We start from the raw sequence: 16669 nt of genomic DNA on the forward strand, positions 1-16669 counted from the left end.
CTCGCGCTGGATCCTGGCGGATGACGCCCGCAGGCACGTCGCCTGCCACTTCCCGAATCGCTGTGATTCCCGGCCGCTGACTGCGCCGCCGTAATCGCGTTGCCATGTTTCCGCCGCAACGGCGGTGCGTTGCCGTGCGCGTGCATCCACGCGTGCCACCTTCCCCCATTCCACATCTCCAAGGGAGCCCCCATGCAGAACACGCCCGAGGCACATGCCCATTTCGGCTGGTTCAAGCGCCGCCGCCACCTGAAGGTCGACGAGATCACCGTCGTCGACAAGCCCATGCTCAAGCGCGCGGTCGGCGCTGCAGCGCTCGGCAATGCCATGGAGTGGTTCGATTTCGGTGTCTATGGCTATCTGGCCGTCACCATCGGCCAGGTGTTCTTCCCGTCCAGCAATCCCACCGCTCAGGTCATCGCTGCCTTCGCGACCTTCACCGTGGCGTTCCTGGTGCGGCCGCTGGGTGGCCTGGTCTTCGGCCCACTGGGTGATCGCTACGGCCGCCAGAAGGTGCTGGCGTTCACCATGATCCTGATGGCACTGGGCACGTTTTCCATCGGCCTGATTCCCTCGTATGAGCGCATCGGCATCTGGGCACCGGTGCTGTTGCTGCTGGCGCGCGTGGTGCAGGGCTTTTCCACCGGCGGTGAATATGGCGGCGCGGCAACCTTCATCGCCGAGTATTCCACCGACCGCAACCGCGGCCTGATGGGCAGCTGGCTGGAGTTCGGCACGCTGGGCGGCTACATCGCCGGCGCCGGTACCGTGACCGCGCTGCACATGCTGTTGAGCAGCGGGCAGATGCTGGACTGGGGCTGGCGCATTCCATTCCTGGTGGCCGGTCCGCTGGGACTGCTCGGCCTGTACATGCGCATGAAACTGGAGGAAACCCCGGCTTTCCGCGCCTTCGCAGAGGAAGCCGAGAAGCGCGAGCACGATCGTCCCGGGCTGGGCGCGCTGTTCCAGGTGCACGGTCGCCAGCTGTTGGTATGCATGGGCCTGGTGCTGGTGTTCAACGTCACCGACTACATGCTGCTGACCTACATGCCCAGCTACCTCAGCGTCACCATGGGCTATGCCGAGAGCAAGGGCCTGCTGCTGATCATCATCGTGATGCTGGTGATGATGCCGTTGAACATCGTCGGCGGACTGTTCAGTGACCGGCTGGGCCGCCGGCCGATGATCATTGGTGCCTGCATCGCGCTGCTGGTGCTGGCGGTGCCCTGCCTGCTGCTGGTGGGCAGCGGCAATGACGGGTTGATCTTCCTGGGCCTGATGCTGCTGGGCCTGGCGCTGGTGTGCTTCACCAGCTCGATGCCGTCCACGCTGCCCGCGCTGTTCTATACCCCGGTGCGCTACAGCGCGTTGTCAATCGCGTTCAATGTGTCGGTGTCGCTGTTTGGCGGCACCACGCCGCTGGTGACCGCGTGGCTGGTGGAGCGCACCGGCGATCCGCTGGTGCCGGCCTATTACCTGATGGGCGCGGCGGTGATTGGATTGGTGACGATGCTGTTCGTGAAGGAAACCGCCGGCCTGCCGCTGCGCGGTTCGCCGCCGGCGGTGGGTAGCGAGAAGGAAGCTGCTGCATTGTTGAAGAGCGATGTGCCCGTGACGGTGGACCCGGCGTTGCCGCCGTTGCCGGAGGGTGCGGAGCCCGAGCAGGTGAAGCCGGCCCTGTAGAGCCGAGCCCACGCTCGGCTGCTCTTGCGGTGTTCAGCCGAGCACGGGCCCGGCGCTACAAGGGAGCGGCGATACGCCATCCACGCATGGCGTGGATCTACCGGGAGGTGTTCAACTCGATCGCGCGCATCACGATGGGCTTGGCCCAGTCCGGGGTGTGCAGCAGTTCGGCCACCGAGACCGGGTACTGCAGCTGGCCGTTGGCCATCGCCAGCACCGGCAGCGGTTCGACACAGCCCTCGGCATCGGCCGGGGCGCTGTTGTCGTACACGTGCAGTTCGGCCAGGTGCGGCAGCAGCTCCAGCAGGTTCTCGCGCGCCGAGTCGAAGCGGGCATGGATCTTCTCCACCGGAATGTCATGCCCGCCCGCCGCCACCCGCGCTGCAACGCGGGCAATGTGCAGCTCCACCGATGCCAGCCCGCAGAACCAGATCGCCACCTGGTGCTGTGCGCAGGCCTCACGCAGCAGCCGCGGAATGGTGTTGCCGCCCAACGTGGTCTCGAAGGCGAAGTCGGTGCCATCGGCCATGGCCTGGCGCAGGCGGCGGGTGCCTTCCTGCCACGCCTCGGCATTGGCATCGGGCAGCGGCCAGCCGGCCTCCACCAGGCGACGGGTGAAGGAATCAGGGTTGAACCAGCTCAGCCCTTCGGCTTCCAGCCAGGTGCCCAGCAGCGAACTCTTGCCGGCGCCGTTGACGCCGGCCAACACCAGGATCCGCCCCATCGGTCAGAGCGGACGGCCGAGGGTGACCTTGCGACCGCGGCGGATCGGCTGGCCCAGAACCTTGCCCAGCCCCTCCCCGCGCTGCAGCCTGGCCAGGGTCTGGTCGAATTCACCGCGCAGGCGCAGCAGTTCTTCGCTGCGCTCACCGGCATCGCTGCCGGCGGCCTTGGCCAGCAGCTCCTGATAGGTGCGGATATCCACGATCACCGCTTCCGGATGATTGTGGTTGGTGATTACCAGCGCCTGCTTCTCGCGCACGGTGCGCATCAGGCTCGGCCAGCCGCGGGTCTTCACCGACGAGGCCGGGGCCTTTTCGAGGCCAGGCAGATCCAGCGGCAGGGTCATGGCACGGCTCCAGACGAGGGCGATTGAGGCCATTATGCCCAATTTGGCCCAATTGGGGATAAATGCACCTTTACCTGCCGGAACCGTCCGCCGCAACGCCTGGCGCATCGGTCTGCAGCAGGCTGTCGCGCTCGCGCAGGGGGAATCGGATCCAGGCGTCCAGGCCCTGTGGTGCAAAGCGCAGTTCGCCACTGCCGGCCAGCTCGTAGGGGACGCGCTGCTCAATCAGGGCCCGGCCCAGGCCGCGCTGGCGAGGCACCTCCCAATCCTGCACCTCGGCATGCCGCTCGCACCAGTGCAGCCCCAGCCATGGCTGTCCCTGCTGGATCTGCAGGTTCCAGGACACCTCGATCCGGCCGTCCTCATGGGTCAGCGCGCCGTGCCGCAGCGCGTTGCTGGCCAGCTCGTGGATCGCCAGTGACAGCACTTCGGCAGCCTTGGGCGGCAGCAGCACGTCCTCGCCCCGCAGGTGATAGACCGCGGCCGCCGGTGTCTGCGCTGCAATCTCCTCATCCAGCATGCCGCGCAGGCAGACGCCTGCGTTGGCGCCACGGGTCAGCAGGCTCTGCGTGCGCGCCAGCGACATCAGGCGCCCGCACAGCCGCTCGGCATACTCATCCACGCTGCCGACCGACTCGCGGGTCCGCCACGCAATGGCGTGGATGGTCGACATGATGTTGCGCACCCGATGCTGAAGCTCGGCCAGCAGCACCGCCTGGCGCTCGGTGGCGCGCTTGAGATCGTCGATGTCCACGGCGATGGCGAACACCCCGCTGACCCCTCCATCGGCATCACGCAGCGGCGCTGCAGCGACCCGCGTCCAGCGCACCCGGCCATCCTCGTGCAGGTACTGGAACTCCAGCCCCGGCACCACCGTTTCGCCGCGCATCGCACGGGCGATGGCGAAGTCCTCGGGCCCGATGGTGGAGCCGTCCGGATGCAACCCCCGCCAACGATGCTGGTTCTCCTCATCGGTCGAAGGCACCTTGCCACTGGGCAGGTACGCACGCATCTGGTCGTTGGAAAGCACCATGTTGCCTTCCAGATCGACGATGCACAGACCCACCGGCAGCACCTTGAAGGCCAGCTCCAGGCGCCGCTCGCTTTCACGCCGGCGTTGCTCCTCGCGTTCGCGCGCGGCCTGGGCCACGTGCGCGGGAGTGGTCTCGAACATCGTCACCAGTACGCCATTGATGCGCCCTTCCTCCCCGCGGATCGGGCTGTAGGTGATGGTGAACCAGATATCTTCCAGGCGACCCTGCCGGGCCAGCGGATACAGCTTGTCCTCGAAGGTGAGGGTCTCTCCCTGCCAGACGCGGGTGTAGAGCGGCCCGTTGATGTGCCAGACCTCGGGCCAGCACTCGCGGGTTGGCTGGCCGAGCCCCCCGGGGTGCCTGTCGGCCAGGATCTCGGCGTAGCCATCGTTGTAGAGCTGCACCAGTTGCTCGCCCCACAGCACGATCATCGGGAACCCATGGGCCAGCATCAGGTCGACGGTGGCGCGCAGGTGCGGCTGCCAGCGCTCGATCGCGCCCAATGGCGTGGACGACCAGTCGTGGCGGGCGATGCGCGCGGCCATGCCATCGTGCCGGGCATGCATGCGCAGCGCAGGAGGCACGGGCCCACGCATGCCGGCAGCGTGGAGACCTTCAGTCGGGCGGACCATGCCGCGCAATCAGGCGGCGCCCGCAGAGGCCCGTGGGACCGCCACCAATCCGGCCAGTTGCTGGACCAGGGCCTCGATGTGGTAAGGCTTGGTGCAGCGCGGAGCCGCAGCAAAGCGGCTGGGCAGGTTCTCGTCGTAGCCGGAGGTGAGCAGGAACGGTGTGCCCGCCTCGGCCAGTCGGTCGGCCAGGGGATAGACCTGCTCCCCACCCAGATTGATGTCCAGCAGTGCCACATCGATGGGATGGGCATCCACCAGCTGGCCCAGCGCCTGCAGATCGCCTGCTGGCCCGACCACCTTCGCACCCTTCAGCTCCAGATAGTCGACCAGGAACATTGCGATGGCGAATTCGTCCTCCGCCACCAGTACGCGCAGCCCATTCAGGCCATCCGGTTTGCTACCTGCCTCAAGCACGCCCCGCACTCCTCGGTACACGCGGCCTGCTTCGCCGCAATGCTGGCAGGATGCGCGAACCGGGCTACAAGGGCGCGTGACGACCGATGAAGAACGCTGCCACGCCGCATGCACTCCGATGATGCAGGCGTCACGGGCGGCGGTTCAGAAAGCGCGCTCCCATTTCAGGCTGAGCAGGCTGCGGTCGTGGCTGTACAACCAGCCGACGTTGCTGTCGATGCGTGCGTAGCGAAGGCTGAGGCTCGGCACCAGGCCGGCCAAGGCCAGCCGCTCGCTGCGCACGATGGCGATCAGGTTCTGCTCGCTGTCGCCGCGACGCGCCTCCAGCAGCGGGCTCCACGCGTCGTAATCACGCTCGCGCAACGAGACGAATACAGTGGCGGTGGTGCCGCTCCATTGCCGCGCCGCCCCCAGGCGCAGGCCGCGCTGGCGGTAACCGTTGGCCGGATTGGCGGCGCTGCTGTCACTCAGGTCCAGGCCGGCAAACAGCGTCCAGCGCGGATTGAGCGCGCGGAACCAGGTGGCATATACCGCCGCCAGCTCGCCATCGTAGTTGCTGGCCAGCCCGCGCTGGCGATAGCGCTGGCGCTTCCAGTCGGCCTCCAGCTTGATCAGGCTGCGCGCGTCCAGTGCATATTGCCATTCGCCATGCAGCCCGCTGCCGCCCTGCAGGGCCTGGTTGCCCAGGCCCTGGTAGTCATAGCTCGGGGCGATCTGCACGGTATGCCGTGCACTGCGCCAGCTGTAGCCCGCCTGCACGCTCGCATTGAGCTCGTTGTAGGCGCTGTGCCCACGCCATGCCTGGCCGAACGCCAGCCCGCGCACATACACGCCATGATGGCCGGCCAGCGCCCAGCGCCGTTCCAGGCTGCCGTCGTAGTCCAGGCCCATTGCGCGCTGGGCATCGGGCAGATTGCGCTGGATGATGCAGGTGTCGCCCACGCCGAACAGACAGGTGCGGCTGGCCGAACTGCGGTTGATGTTGTCACTCCATGCCGGACCGGCCGCCAGGGCCCCTTTCCAGCGCTGACGGGCCTGCAGCGCAGCCAGGTAGCCATCCACGCGGCTGCGTACTCCTGCGGTGGCAGGGTCACCGGCGTCGATGCTGCTGGCGATGGCCTTGAACAGCGCAAAGGCGTCACGGTCGCGCTGGTCCTCGGCATAGACACGTGCAAGTTCAAGGCGGGCCGGCAGGAAATCCGGCTGTGCCGCCAGCAACGCTTCGTATTCGCTGGCCGCGCGATGGTGATTGCCAGCCACACGGGCCAGGCCGCCCTGTGCGTAATGGCGCAGCAACGGGTCGTGGCCGGGCAGTTCAATGTACTCATCAAGGAAGCGCTGCGCTGCACCCCATTGCTGGTGCTGCAGCGACAGGTACAACGCCTGGCCGAGGTCATCCACCGTGCGCTCGACGCGCAGGGTCTGGCCATCGATGGTGATGGTCGGCCGCTCGGACTCGGCCTGCTGCAGGCGCTGCTGGTCCTGCCGCTGGTGGCGCAGCTCGCTGCCCTGTTCGAGCACGCGGCGCAGATCATCCTGCTGGGCGCGCACATCGGCAGCAGCCAGCAACAGGATCACAAGGAAGATGGGATGGCGCATGGTCGATCCGTGGTGATGCATGCAGCGGGCCGAAGCAGGGACTGGCGGATCGCGGCTTGTCCCTGCCCTGCCCCGTCAGGGGCGTGGCGATCAGTTCTTGCTGCCGCCGAAGGCGGTGTCGTACTGGCTGTTGCCGGCGAAGGTGGCGATGCCGGCCAGGGTGGCGGCGTTGGCGCCGAAGAACTGGCCCTGGGCGGTGCCGTTGACGCTGCCATTGACGTTGGCCGAACCGGCGAACGATGCGTCTGCGCTGTTGATGTTGGCGACGATGGCCAGGTTCAGGCCATTGCCGGACAGTGCACCATCCAGGGTGCCGGCGCCGAAGTCGGCGTCGAAGGTGCCGCTCAGCAGGTTGCTGCCGTTGAACTTGTTCAGGCCAGCCACGGTGTAGGACGCCACGCCGGCGGGCAGCGTGGTGCCGGCGCGGTCACCGACAAAGTAGACCTGGCGGTTGTTGAAACCGCCAGCGGCGCCATCCTTGGACCATTCGCCGAACCAGACATCGCCACTGCCGACCTTGACGAAGTTGAAGTGGCCCATGCCAGCGTGGCTGCCCGGCGCGCCGGTGATCGGCATGGCCAGGGTACGTACCGTCACGCCATTGACGGTGGTGGGTGCCGAGTAGGCGCTCAGGCCCTGGAAGTCCACCGGCTTGGCCTGGGACACGGTGCCGACACCGATACCGGCCTTGCCAGCGCGGTGCGGGCCGCCATTGACCTGCGACTCGCCGACCGCAACGTACAGCTCGGCATCGGTCTTGGCGCTGGCGGCACCGACGATATCGGCGGCGTGCGCGGCACCGACCAGGGCCAGCGAGGCGGCAACGGCGAGAACCGAACGGGAGATCATCTTCATGGTATTGCTCCTTGGTTGAGGTAACTACGGGTACAACGCTTGAAGGTGGGAGATCAGAAGCGCGCGGTAATGCCGAGCTTCAGGGTGCGACCCGGTGCCGGCAGCGTGGAACGCGTGGCCGGGTCGACGTAGTAGCGGTTGCCGAGGTTGCTGCCCACCAGCTCCACGCTGGCGTGCTCGTTGAAGCGCCAGCGTGCGTAGGCATCGACGGTGGTGATGTTTCCCCAGGTGAACGGCACGTTCTGCCAGAGCAGGCCGCTGCCACCGCTCAGCAGGCGGTCCCGATAGGCCTGCAGGTCGGCGTTCTCGTGCCGCTGGTAGTGCACGATGCGGCTGCCCAGCTCCAGGCGCTCGTCGAACAGCCGCGTACCCAGCGACCAGTTGATCGACAGCTTCGGGATCGCCTGGGTCAGCAGGTAGCCACCGACGAAGCCGTCCTGCACGCAGTTCGGGACCAGCCCGCGGTTCGCATCGAGCAGCACCGCGGAGCTCTCATCGCAGACCTCGTTCTCCAGCGTGCGCGTGATGCCCAGATCGGTGAAGAAGCGCCGATTGTCGAAGCGCGCCTGCAGCTCGATGCCACGAATGGTCTGCTTGTCGATGTTGTCGAACAGGAAGTTGCCATCGCGCTCGATCACGTCGCGGGTCTTGTGCACGTAGTAGGCCAGCTTCACGTCGGCATCGGCGGTGTTGCCGAACAGCGCGGACAGGTTATGCACGTAGCCGAACTCGTAGTTGTAGGCGTGTTCGGGCTTGAGCGCATACAGCGGATTGAGGCTGCCCGAAAAGGCGATGGTGCTTTCGAACATGCTCGGGAAGCGCACCGCTTCGCTGTAGCGGACATAGGCACGGGCGGCGGACGAAAGGTGGGCAGTGGCGGAGAACGTCGGCAGCCAGGCATGGTCGCGGCGGCGGCTGTTGCGTCCATCGACCGGCCGTGACTGCACCGTGTTGCCGATGTTGCAGACCTGGTCGCTGCCGGCGAACACCGGTTGCACGCCGGGAATGGCCGCCACTTCACCGTTGAGGCAGGGATTGCCGGCGCGCGAGTAATTGCCATCGGCATCGGGCAACCAGGGTCGCGTGTACCTGACCGGACGTGGCGTCTCGTACGGCGCCAGCAACGCACGGATGCTGTCATCGATGAACCAGCCCATGCCGCGCTTTTCCCATACGGCCCGTCGTGCTTCCAGCGCGTCGATGCGGGCCTGCAGATTGGCTGGACGGGGAGGCAGTTCGTTCACGGTGTACTGGGCCTCCTTGCCCCCCACCCCCTTGGTCAGCAGTTCCGGATGGGCCTCGAGGAAATCGTCGAAGGCCCAGTAGCGGCTGTAGCGAACGCCCGCATTGAGGGTGAGGAAGTCGACCGGACGCCATTCCAGGGTGAGATAGCCCTCGCCTTCCTGGCGGCGACCGGCGCGCGGGAACATGCGCCAGCCATCGGACTCACCGAAGTAGGCGTCGCCGGATGCAAGCGTCTCGTACTGCCAGTTGCCCCCCACGGTCAGGTCCAGGGTGGAATGCAGGGCGAAGCGGTTGCTCAGGGTGAGGCCGGTGCGATCATTGCGCGCGTTGGCCAGCGCGGTGTTGCGAAGGATCGGGCTGGCGTCCGGATTCCACGCCGGATTGCCCGTAGCAAAGTTCGGGAAGCCGCCCGCGCTGTAGGTGTCGCTCACCGTTTCGGTGCGCCACAGGTTGGCGTACAGGTCCAGCCAGCGGCTACCTGCCGGCTGGAAGCGGTACTCCAGGTTCCATGCATCGGATTCAACGCGGCTGAGCGGCCACTGGATGCGCCCGTAGTCCGGCGCTGACAGGATCCGCGATGGCATGATCTCGCCATAGTGCGACAGCGTGCGTCGCCAGGTGGCCTTCAGCTGCTGGTCGTCGTTGATCTGCCAGCCCCCCTTGATCAGCCACGATTCCTGTTCGCTGGAGGTATTGGGCACTTCATCGCCGGGCTTGAAATAGCGCGCCAGCGTGGTGATGTAATCGATGCCCTGGTACTCGAACTGCTCGCGCGGATCCTGGTCGTAGTAGCCACTGCCCTTGCTGCCGGAGAAGTAGTTGCCACGCTTGCGCCAGGCGTAGGCCGCCATCAGGTCGACGGTATCGCCGCGGTAGCCCAGTGCCAGGCGCCAGGCCTGGTCTTCGCCGTCGAAGGGGTTGTTGCCGCTGCGCGACTTCACCGGCACCACCAGGGTGCGGTCGTCATAGGGCGAGTTCGGCGAGCCCTGCGGGAATCCCGGCACGGTGCGGTAGTCCTCACCGGTGTGCAGGCGTGGCAGGCGCGGCGCCACGGCATTGCTGCTGCCTTCGATCTTCAGCTCCCCGCCGAAGCGCTCGCCGGCCGCAACGATGTCATCGACATCGATGGTCTTGATCACCAGCGCGCCACCGATCCCGCTGTGCACATCGCGCACCAGCCCTGGCCCCTTGATGACCTGGATGCCACCAATCAGGTTGGGATCGATGTAGTTGCGGTTGCTGACGCCGTTGTAGCCGCGCCAGACCGTAAGCGCCTGTTCGCCACCGTCGATGCTGACCGGCACCCGCCCCGGCCCCTGGATGCCACGGATGTTGATGTCCAGCGCGCCGCTGTTGCGCGCATCGCCACTGAACACGCCGACCAGATCCTTGACCACATCGGCCGGGTTGGAGCCGCGGTAACGCTCTACCCGGTCGCGCCCCGAATATGCCGTGGTCAGGTCCAGCGCGAACACATCATCGTAGCCGCGCCGATCACGGGCCTCTCCCCCTTCCGACTGCAGGCGACCTGCCACGTCCAGTGTCTCGGTCACCCGCACCCCTTCCCCCTCTCCCGCCTCCGCTGCGGCCCGCAGGCTCCAGGTGCCATCCATGCCGCGCTGCGCGCGCACGCCGCTGCCGCGCAGCAGCTGCTGCAGGGCCTGCATCTGGCTGTACTCGCCACTCACCGCACTGGAGCGGCGGCCCTCCACAAGGTCGCTGCGGAACACCACCTGCACATCGGCCTGGCGGCCAAAGGCACGCACCGCGTCGGCCAGCGGTTGCTCCGGAATGGCGTACTGGCGCACCGGCGCGACGATCGCCGGTTGCGCCTGCACGACCGGCACCCAGGCCAGCGGCAGCAGTGCGGTGGAGATGGTCAGGGCCAGGACGGTGGCGCGGCGATGACAGGCGGATGCCGTGGACGGCATGGACAGGAACTCCTCAAGCGTGGCGGGACCACGGGCACATCCGGTGCCGGTGGTGTGTCTGGCTTGAGGAAAAACGGTGTTTCGCTCTGGCTATACCTCTATAGACAGCAGGGCACAGTGGCTGCCCACGGTTTTTTCATGTTTTTTTCATGCGGCCGGTTCATCCATGCGCCAGGGCCGCATCACCACAGCACCATGGCCCCGCCCGGCAGGCGCTGCACGCGCAGTCCAGCCTGCGCGGCAACCGCATCGATGGCGGTCTCCGGTTGCCGCAGATGGAACAGGCCACTGACCCGCACGCGTGCGCCCTGCCCGCCCAGCACCCAGACCGGGGCACGACGGTAGCGCGCCAGATCGGCGATGGCCTGCGCGGCCGGCTGATCGTCGATCACCACCTCGCCACGCCGCCACGGCGCCATGGCTTCGGGATCCTCCAGCTGCACCGCATGCAGCCAGCGACCGTCACGGAACATGCGCGCCTGCCCGGCATGCAGGCGTTGCACGCTGCCATCACCCGGACGCACATCGACCAGGCCTTCGCTGACACGGGTGGTGACCGTGGTGTCCAGCCTCGACACGCTGAAGGCAGTGCCGATATCACGGACCAGCCCGCCCGCCGCCTCCACCTGGAATGGGCGGGCCTCATGCGCCACCTGGAACCAGGCCTGCCCGCGCAGCAGGCGCAGGTGGCGCTGCTGGCCATCGAACGCAACCGCCAGCGCGGTGCCGGCGTCGAGTACGGCGGTGCTGCCATCCTCCAGGCGCACCACGCGCGGTGCATCGCTGCTGCGCAGATCACTGCGCGCCAGCAGCAACGCCTGTGGTGCGGCCACGACCATCAACACCACCGCCGCAGCGCTGGCCAGCAACCAAGGCAGGCGGCGACGCGGCGCGATCGGACGCAACCCTTGGCGATCAGCCGTCAACTCGGGCAACGCAGCCAGTACGTCGGGCCCGGCGGCATCCAACCCTTGCCAGAAGGCCTGCTGTCGGCGCCATGCCAGCGCATGGCGCGGATCTGCCTGCAGCCAGCGCTGCAGGGTTCGTTGCTGGCGATCCGGCAGCGGGCCTGCACTGCACCGGATCACCCAGCGCAACGCCTGCCTGGCCTGACGCGGCGAGGGTTCGGACGTGGTCATGGTTGTGGCCTGCCGCACCACGAACGGGTGCGCTTTCCTGTTGTGACAACGGCGGGCGCGATCTGCCCACGGCAATCGCGGCTCATCGGCGTGTTCCCTGCTGGTGCTGCTGGATCAGCAATGCCGCGCGCAGTACGTATTTGCCCACCACGCTCTTGGAAATACCGAGGCGCGCGGCGATCTCGCGCTCGCTCAGGCCCAGGTAACGGTTGAGCACGAAGCACTCGCGTACCTGCGCCGGCAAGGCAAGGATGGTCTGGGTGATCTCGCGCAGCTGCGCCTGGTCCAGCGCCTGGGCCTCGCCATCATGGCGTGCATCGGCCATGTCGACGGCGTACTCGGCCATCGCGCGCCGCTCACGGGCGTCACCCTGGCTGCGGTTGAGCGCGTGATGGTAGGCCATCCGGTACAGATAGCCCCGCGGCTCGAGGATGGGCGGATCGCCGGGTACGCTGCTGGCCTTCAGGTACAGGTTCTGCAGCGTGTCCTCGGTACTGGCCGGGTCGAGATAGCGCGCGATGAAGCGAGACAACGCACGGCGCTCGCGGATCAGTAGCTCGACCAGCGCCAGGGCATTGGGAGACATAGGTGCCAAGGCCGGACCGGGGAATGATGGGCGTGATGGCGACGGTCCGGACGTGGATTGTGGGCTGCGCGGCCGCAGGCGGCAAGCCGCGCCCCAAACCATCATCCACGCATGGCAGGTTCAGTAGATCCAGGCCATGCGTGGATGGAAGGCCTAGGGCTCGTCCAGCGCATCGAAACGCTCGGCAAGGTAATCGATCAACGCGCGCACCGCTGGCAGCAGCCCCCGCCGCGACGGAAACACTGCATGCACGATGCCGTGCTTCGGCACCCACTCCTGCAGCACCGGCACCAGCGCGCCACTGGCCAGCTCATCGGTGATCATCATCCGCGGCAGCATCAGCAGCCCGACCCCGGCCACGGCCGCCGCACGCAGCGCGATCATGTCATCGCTGACCAGCCGCGGACGGTGGTGCACGCTGGCCTGCACGTCCTCCGGCCCGGTGTACTCCCATGCATGCTGCTGGCTGGGCGATGCCAGGTCCACCGTCGGCATCATCGCCAGGTCAGCCGGCACCTGCGGCGTACCGAGCCGCTGCAGCAGCACCGGGCTTGCACTGGTGCACCAGACCCGCCGCGCCAGAACGCGCACCACCAGGTCGCTGTCTTCCAGTGGGGGTGGCCGCACCCGGATCGCCAGGTCCATGCCCTCGCCCACCACGTCCACGCGGCGGTTGGTGGCATCCAGCTGCACCGTCACCTGCGGGTGCAGGGCCAGGAAGTCGGCCAGCATCGTGCCGATGCGCGCATGCAGGATCGCGATCGGGCACGCCAGGCGGATGGTGCCGCGTGGTTCGGCGCGTGACATCGCAATCGCTTCTTCGGCCGCTTCTGCCTCGACCAGCATCGCCTTGCAGTGGCGGTAGTAGTCCTGGCCGACCTCGGTGACCGAAAAACGCCGGGTCGAGCGCTGGATCAGGCGCACCCCCAGCCGTTCCTCCAGCAGCGCGATGCGCCGGCTCAGCTTCGACTTCGGCATGGCCAGTGCCCGGCCTGCCTGGGAGAAGCCGCCGTGCTCGACCACCATGGCGAAGTAGAACAGGTCGTTGAGGTCGCAACGGCGGATGTCAGCGATGAACACGGGGCGATCTCCTACGGCGCAAGGCCCCGCCCATTGTTCACCAGATAGGACTATGACGGCAAATATTGGCGTCTACCGACCCTTTTGTCGCGGAGATATCGTCTTCGCAACGAAGAACAGCGGCCGGCAGCCCCGGCCAGGAGATCGCCATGAAGCGTGTTACCGGTACCTACAGCGCGCCCCGCCCGCACTGGGTGGGCGACGGATTCCCCGCCCGCTCGATGTTTTCCTACAACACCCACGGCCAGCACCTGAGCCCGTTCCTGCTGCTGGACTATGCCGGCCCCTACAACTTCGCGCCCAGCGATACGCCGCGTGGCGTCGGCCAGCATCCGCACCGCGGTTTCGAAACCGTCACCATCGTCTATGAGGGCGAGGTCGCCCACCGCGACTCGACCGGTGCCGGCGGCACCATCGGCCCGGGTGACGTGCAGTGGATGACCGCCGCCTCCGGCATCCTCCACGAAGAATTCCATACACCGGAATTCAGCCGGCGTGGAGGCACCCTGGACATGGTCCAGCTGTGGGTGAACCTGCCGGCGCGCGACAAGATGGGCGCACCTGGCTACCAGACCCTGCTCGACGCAGAGATTCCCTCGGTGGATCTGCCCGACGGCGCCGGTCGCGTCCGTGTCATCGCTGGCCGCTTCGACAACCACGCCGGCCCGGCGCGCACCCACACGCCGATGGATGTCTGGGACATCCGCCTGCAGCAGGGCCACCACGCCGAACTGCCGGTCGCCGCCGGCCGCACGCTGGCGCTGGTGGTACTGAAGGGCACGGTCCGGATCAATGGCGGCCAGCCGGTCGGCGAGGCGCAGCTGGTCACCTTCGACCGCAGCGGTGAAGACGTCTTCGTCGACGCCGACAGTGACGCCACCCTGCTGCTGCTCAGCGGTGAGCCGATCGACGAGCCGGTGGTGGGCTACGGCCCGTTCGTGATGAACAGCCAGGCCGAGATCGTGCAGGCGGTCAACGACTTCAACGGCGGCCGCTTCGGCCAGATCGCGCACTGAGCGCTTCAACGTGGCGGGCTGCGGCCCGCCACAACCATCGGGCCATCGCCCACCCTCCCCAGGAGCCTGACCATGAGTACCCCCGCCAACTTCGACGGTGCCCGCCCGGTGATCGATCCGGACAATGCCGCGATGCTGCTGATCGACCACCAGAGTGGCCTGTTCCAGACCATCGGTGACATGCCGTTCACCAGCGTGCGTGCCCACGCCACCGCGCTGGCGAAGATGGCCACGCTGGCCAGGATGCCGGTGATCACTACTGCCTCGGTTCCGCAGGGCCCGAACGGCCCGTTGATTCCGGAGATCCATGAAGCTGCCCCGCATGCGCAGTACGTGCCGCGCAAGGGTGAGATCAACGCCTGGGACAACCCCGAGTTCGTCGCCGCAGTGAAGGCGACCGGCCGCAGGCAGCTGATCATTGCCGGCACCATCACCAGCGTGTGCATGGCATTTCCCTCGATCGCCGCCGTGGCCGACGGCTACCAGGTCTTCGCGGTGATCGATGCGTCGGGCACCTATTCGAAGATGGCCGAAGAGATCACCCTGGCCCGCGTGGTGCAGGCCGGCGTGGTGCCGATGGACACCGCCGCGGTGGCCTCGGAGATCCAGCGTACCTGGAACCGCGATGATGCCCAGCAGTGGGCCGAGGTCTACACGAAGATCTTCCCGAACTACCAGCTGCTGATCGAAAGCTACCTGAAGGCGCAGGACGTGCAGAAGAACCAGGAGCAGCTGGATTCGCAGCGCAGCTGAGCTGCCCCCCGGGAGTGCCGGCCCGCTGCCGGCGTTCCTTCCAACCGGAGACCTACCATGTCCAGTGAACCGATCCGCGACCCGGCCAGCGACCACCTGCTGACCCCGCAGAACTCCGCTTTCATCATCATCGACTACCAGCCGGTGCAGGTGAACTCCATCGCCTCGATGGACCGCCAGCTGCTGGTCAACAACATCGTCGGCACCGCCAGGGCTGCGGTGGCTTACGGGCTGCCGATCGTGCATTCGACGGTCAACGTCAAGACCGGCCTGAACAAACCGCCGATTCCGCAGCTGCGCAAGGTGCTGGGCGACCATCCCACCTACGACCGCACCACCATCAACTCCTGGGAGGACGTCGAGTTCCGCAAGGCGGTGGAAGCCACCGGGCGCCGCAAGCTGATCATGACCGCGCTGTGGACCGAGGCGTGCCTGACCTTCCCCGCCCTGGATGCACTTAAGGAAGGCTACGAGGTGTACGTGGTGGTCGACGCCGTCGGCGGCACCTCGCTAGCCGCGCACGATGCCGCGCTGCGCCGCATCGAACAGGCCGGTGGCCAATTGATCAGCGTACCGCAGCTGTTCTGCGAACTGCAGCGCGACTGGGCCCGTTCGGAAACGGTTCCCGCCTTCATGAACCTCTTCATTGAAACCGGCGGTACGGCGGGCATCCAGTTCTCGTACGATCGTACCGAGTGATTGCGTGGCGGCGCCGGCCTTGGCTGGCGCCGCCCTTGGGAACGGTCGAGCATGGCTCGACGCTATAGACAGATGGAGAACATGATGGCCTACGCACGCATTGTTTCGAGCGCCGACAACTACCTGCACCACATCAGCAATGGCACATTCGATGTGGATGCGGATGAGCCTGCCTCGCTGGGCGGCCGGGGCAAGGGCTTCGCGCCGTTCGATCTGTACCTGGCATCGCTGGCGGCCTGCACCGCCATCACCCTGCGCATGTACGCGCAGCGCAAGGGCTGGGAACTGGGCGAGTTCCATGCCGAGCTGCGCTCCGACCGTGACGAGGATGGACGCTTCCATGTGCACCGCGTGCTGCATGCCAGCGCCGAGCTGAGCGATGCACAGTGGCAGCGGTTGCTGGAGGTCGTGGAGAAGACCCCGGTGACCCTGGTGATGCGCGAGGGTGCGCGCATCACCAGTGAACGCGGGGCCGCCGCGTAACCCCATCCACGCATGGCGTGGATCTACTGGCGACGCTCGCCGGGCATGGCCCGGCGCTACCGGAGCGGCGCGGGGCCATCGGGTAGCGCCGGGCCATGCCCGGCGGCCACTCAGCGCCGTGAATGCAGCACGGTGCGCTGGCGCATCGCGTTGAACTCCTGCTCCACCTGCTGGATGTCCTCGGCCTGGAAACCGGCCGCATCCAGCAGCTGGTCGGCGGCAGCCGCCGCCAGCGGATCATCGTCACGCTGGCGCCAGCAGCGCGCCGGCAGGAAATAGCCCACTTCGCTGCGCCCACGCATGATCACCACCGGCCGTCCCGCATACAGCAGGAACTCCGCCAGGTGCTGGCGCAGCCCCTCCACCGAGACGTAGGCCGGCCCGATGCCCAGCGACTGGCTGGACGGTTCGGGACTCTCGAACAGCTTGCGACGGCTCATCCACTCCTCCT

General features: G+C 67.1%; 16 protein-coding genes. 5 read left to right on the forward strand and 11 right to left on the reverse strand.

Going from position 1 to position 16669, the window contains the following annotated elements:
- Window positions 1–192 precede the first annotated feature (192 nt).
- Window positions 193–1683 (forward strand): glycine betaine/L-proline transporter ProP, encoded by a 1491-nt coding sequence (gene proP / locus QP552_RS11605; RefSeq protein ID WP_286073686.1) that lies wholly within the window; start codon window positions 193–195, stop codon window positions 1681–1683.
- Between the two features lie 97 nt (window positions 1684–1780).
- Here proP and QP552_RS11610 read toward each other — a convergent pair whose 3' ends face one another.
- From QP552_RS11610 to QP552_RS11655, 10 genes are all read right to left on the reverse strand, one after another.
- Window positions 1781–2407: an AAA family ATPase gene (locus tag QP552_RS11610; protein WP_286073687.1), complete on the reverse strand. Its 627-nt coding sequence runs from the start codon at window positions 2405–2407 to the stop codon at window positions 1781–1783.
- A 3-nt stretch (window positions 2408–2410) separates the two neighbouring features.
- Complete coding sequence (locus QP552_RS11615) at window positions 2411–2752, reverse strand: type II toxin-antitoxin system prevent-host-death family antitoxin (RefSeq protein WP_094000699.1); 342 nt, start codon at window positions 2750–2752, stop codon at window positions 2411–2413.
- Window positions 2753–2822: 70 nt separating this feature from the next.
- A complete protein-coding gene (locus QP552_RS11620) occupies window positions 2823–4418 on the reverse strand; it encodes a PAS domain-containing protein (protein ID WP_286073688.1) in 1596 nt (531 codons plus the stop codon).
- A 9-nt stretch (window positions 4419–4427) separates the two neighbouring features.
- Window positions 4428–4832 (reverse strand): response regulator, encoded by a 405-nt coding sequence (locus tag QP552_RS11625; RefSeq protein WP_106548623.1) that lies wholly within the window; start codon window positions 4830–4832, stop codon window positions 4428–4430.
- 144 nt (window positions 4833–4976) lie between these two features.
- Window positions 4977–6431: a surface lipoprotein assembly modifier gene (locus tag QP552_RS11630; protein WP_111111778.1), complete on the reverse strand. Its 1455-nt coding sequence runs from the start codon at window positions 6429–6431 to the stop codon at window positions 4977–4979.
- A 90-nt stretch (window positions 6432–6521) separates the two neighbouring features.
- Complete coding sequence (locus tag QP552_RS11635; RefSeq protein ID WP_106548625.1) at window positions 6522–7286, reverse strand: Slam-dependent surface lipoprotein; 765 nt, start codon at window positions 7284–7286, stop codon at window positions 6522–6524.
- A gap of 53 nt (window positions 7287–7339) precedes the next feature.
- A complete protein-coding gene (locus tag QP552_RS11640) occupies window positions 7340–10462 on the reverse strand; it encodes a TonB-dependent receptor (RefSeq protein ID WP_286073689.1) in 3123 nt (1040 codons plus the stop codon).
- A gap of 182 nt (window positions 10463–10644) precedes the next feature.
- The gene (locus QP552_RS11645; protein WP_286073690.1) at window positions 10645–11601 is read right to left on the reverse strand and encodes a FecR domain-containing protein; all 957 of its coding nucleotides are present in this window, start codon (window positions 11599–11601) and stop codon (window positions 10645–10647) included.
- An 82-nt stretch (window positions 11602–11683) separates the two neighbouring features.
- Entirely contained in the window at window positions 11684–12187 is a 504-nt protein-coding gene (locus QP552_RS11650) for an RNA polymerase sigma factor (RefSeq protein WP_286073691.1), read from the reverse strand.
- Window positions 12188–12340: 153 nt separating this feature from the next.
- Entirely contained in the window at window positions 12341–13267 is a 927-nt protein-coding gene (locus QP552_RS11655; protein ID WP_111113782.1) for a LysR family transcriptional regulator, read from the reverse strand.
- A gap of 149 nt (window positions 13268–13416) precedes the next feature.
- Between QP552_RS11655 and QP552_RS11660 the strand changes: the two genes are divergently transcribed.
- The 4 genes from QP552_RS11660 to QP552_RS11675 all read left to right on the forward strand — a co-directional run bounded on the left by QP552_RS11660 (window position 13417) and on the right by QP552_RS11675 (window position 16218).
- Window positions 13417–14283, forward strand: a complete 867-nt coding sequence (locus QP552_RS11660) for a pirin family protein (protein ID WP_111113783.1) — start codon at window positions 13417–13419, stop codon at window positions 14281–14283.
- A 72-nt stretch (window positions 14284–14355) separates the two neighbouring features.
- Window positions 14356–15036, forward strand: a complete 681-nt coding sequence (locus tag QP552_RS11665; protein ID WP_111113784.1) for a hydrolase — start codon at window positions 14356–14358, stop codon at window positions 15034–15036.
- Window positions 15037–15093: 57 nt separating this feature from the next.
- On the forward strand, window positions 15094–15735 hold the full coding sequence (locus QP552_RS11670; RefSeq protein WP_106548634.1) for a hydrolase: 642 nt from the start codon (window positions 15094–15096) through the stop codon (window positions 15733–15735).
- 84 nt (window positions 15736–15819) lie between these two features.
- Window positions 15820–16218 carry an OsmC family protein gene (locus QP552_RS11675; RefSeq protein WP_106548695.1) on the forward strand — a complete coding sequence of 133 codons (399 nt, stop codon included), beginning with the start codon at window positions 15820–15822 and terminating at the stop codon, window positions 16216–16218.
- Window positions 16219–16328: 110 nt separating this feature from the next.
- On the opposite strand, the gene QP552_RS11680 is transcribed toward QP552_RS11675, so the two are convergent.
- On the reverse strand, window positions 16329–16658 hold the full coding sequence (locus QP552_RS11680; RefSeq protein WP_049409507.1) for a hypothetical protein: 330 nt from the start codon (window positions 16656–16658) through the stop codon (window positions 16329–16331).
- Window positions 16659–16669: the final 11 nt, after the last annotated feature.

The organism is Stenotrophomonas sp. 59 (assembly GCF_030291095.1).
Taxonomy (GTDB): domain Bacteria; phylum Pseudomonadota; class Gammaproteobacteria; order Xanthomonadales; family Xanthomonadaceae; genus Stenotrophomonas; species Stenotrophomonas maltophilia_Q.

Excerpts from the sequence above, each read along its gene's own strand:
- QP552_RS11680 (WP_049409507.1), bottom strand. The coding sequence starts at position 16,658 with ATGAGCCGTCGCAAGCTGTTCGAGAGTCCCGAACCGTCCAGCCAGTCG.
- QP552_RS11610 (WP_286073687.1), bottom strand. The coding sequence starts at position 2,407 with ATGGGGCGGATCCTGGTGTTGGCCGGCGTCAACGGCGCCGGCAAGAGT.
- QP552_RS11675 (WP_106548695.1), top strand. The coding sequence starts at position 15,820 with ATGGCCTACGCACGCATTGTTTCGAGCGCCGACAACTACCTGCACCAC.
- QP552_RS11660 (WP_111113783.1), top strand. The coding sequence starts at position 13,417 with ATGAAGCGTGTTACCGGTACCTACAGCGCGCCCCGCCCGCACTGGGTG.
- QP552_RS11630 (WP_111111778.1), bottom strand. The coding sequence starts at position 6,431 with ATGCGCCATCCCATCTTCCTTGTGATCCTGTTGCTGGCTGCTGCCGAT.
- QP552_RS11615 (WP_094000699.1), bottom strand. The coding sequence starts at position 2,752 with ATGACCCTGCCGCTGGATCTGCCTGGCCTCGAAAAGGCCCCGGCCTCG.
- QP552_RS11650 (WP_286073691.1), bottom strand. The coding sequence starts at position 12,187 with ATGTCTCCCAATGCCCTGGCGCTGGTCGAGCTACTGATCCGCGAGCGC.
- QP552_RS11670 (WP_106548634.1), top strand. The coding sequence starts at position 15,094 with ATGTCCAGTGAACCGATCCGCGACCCGGCCAGCGACCACCTGCTGACC.
- QP552_RS11665 (WP_111113784.1), top strand. The coding sequence starts at position 14,356 with ATGAGTACCCCCGCCAACTTCGACGGTGCCCGCCCGGTGATCGATCCG.
- QP552_RS11635 (WP_106548625.1), bottom strand. The coding sequence starts at position 7,286 with ATGAAGATGATCTCCCGTTCGGTTCTCGCCGTTGCCGCCTCGCTGGCC.
- proP (WP_286073686.1), top strand. The coding sequence starts at position 193 with ATGCAGAACACGCCCGAGGCACATGCCCATTTCGGCTGGTTCAAGCGC.
- QP552_RS11645 (WP_286073690.1), bottom strand. The coding sequence starts at position 11,601 with ATGACCACGTCCGAACCCTCGCCGCGTCAGGCCAGGCAGGCGTTGCGC.
- QP552_RS11640 (WP_286073689.1), bottom strand. The coding sequence starts at position 10,462 with ATGCCGTCCACGGCATCCGCCTGTCATCGCCGCGCCACCGTCCTGGCC.
- QP552_RS11620 (WP_286073688.1), bottom strand. The coding sequence starts at position 4,418 with ATGGTCCGCCCGACTGAAGGTCTCCACGCTGCCGGCATGCGTGGGCCC.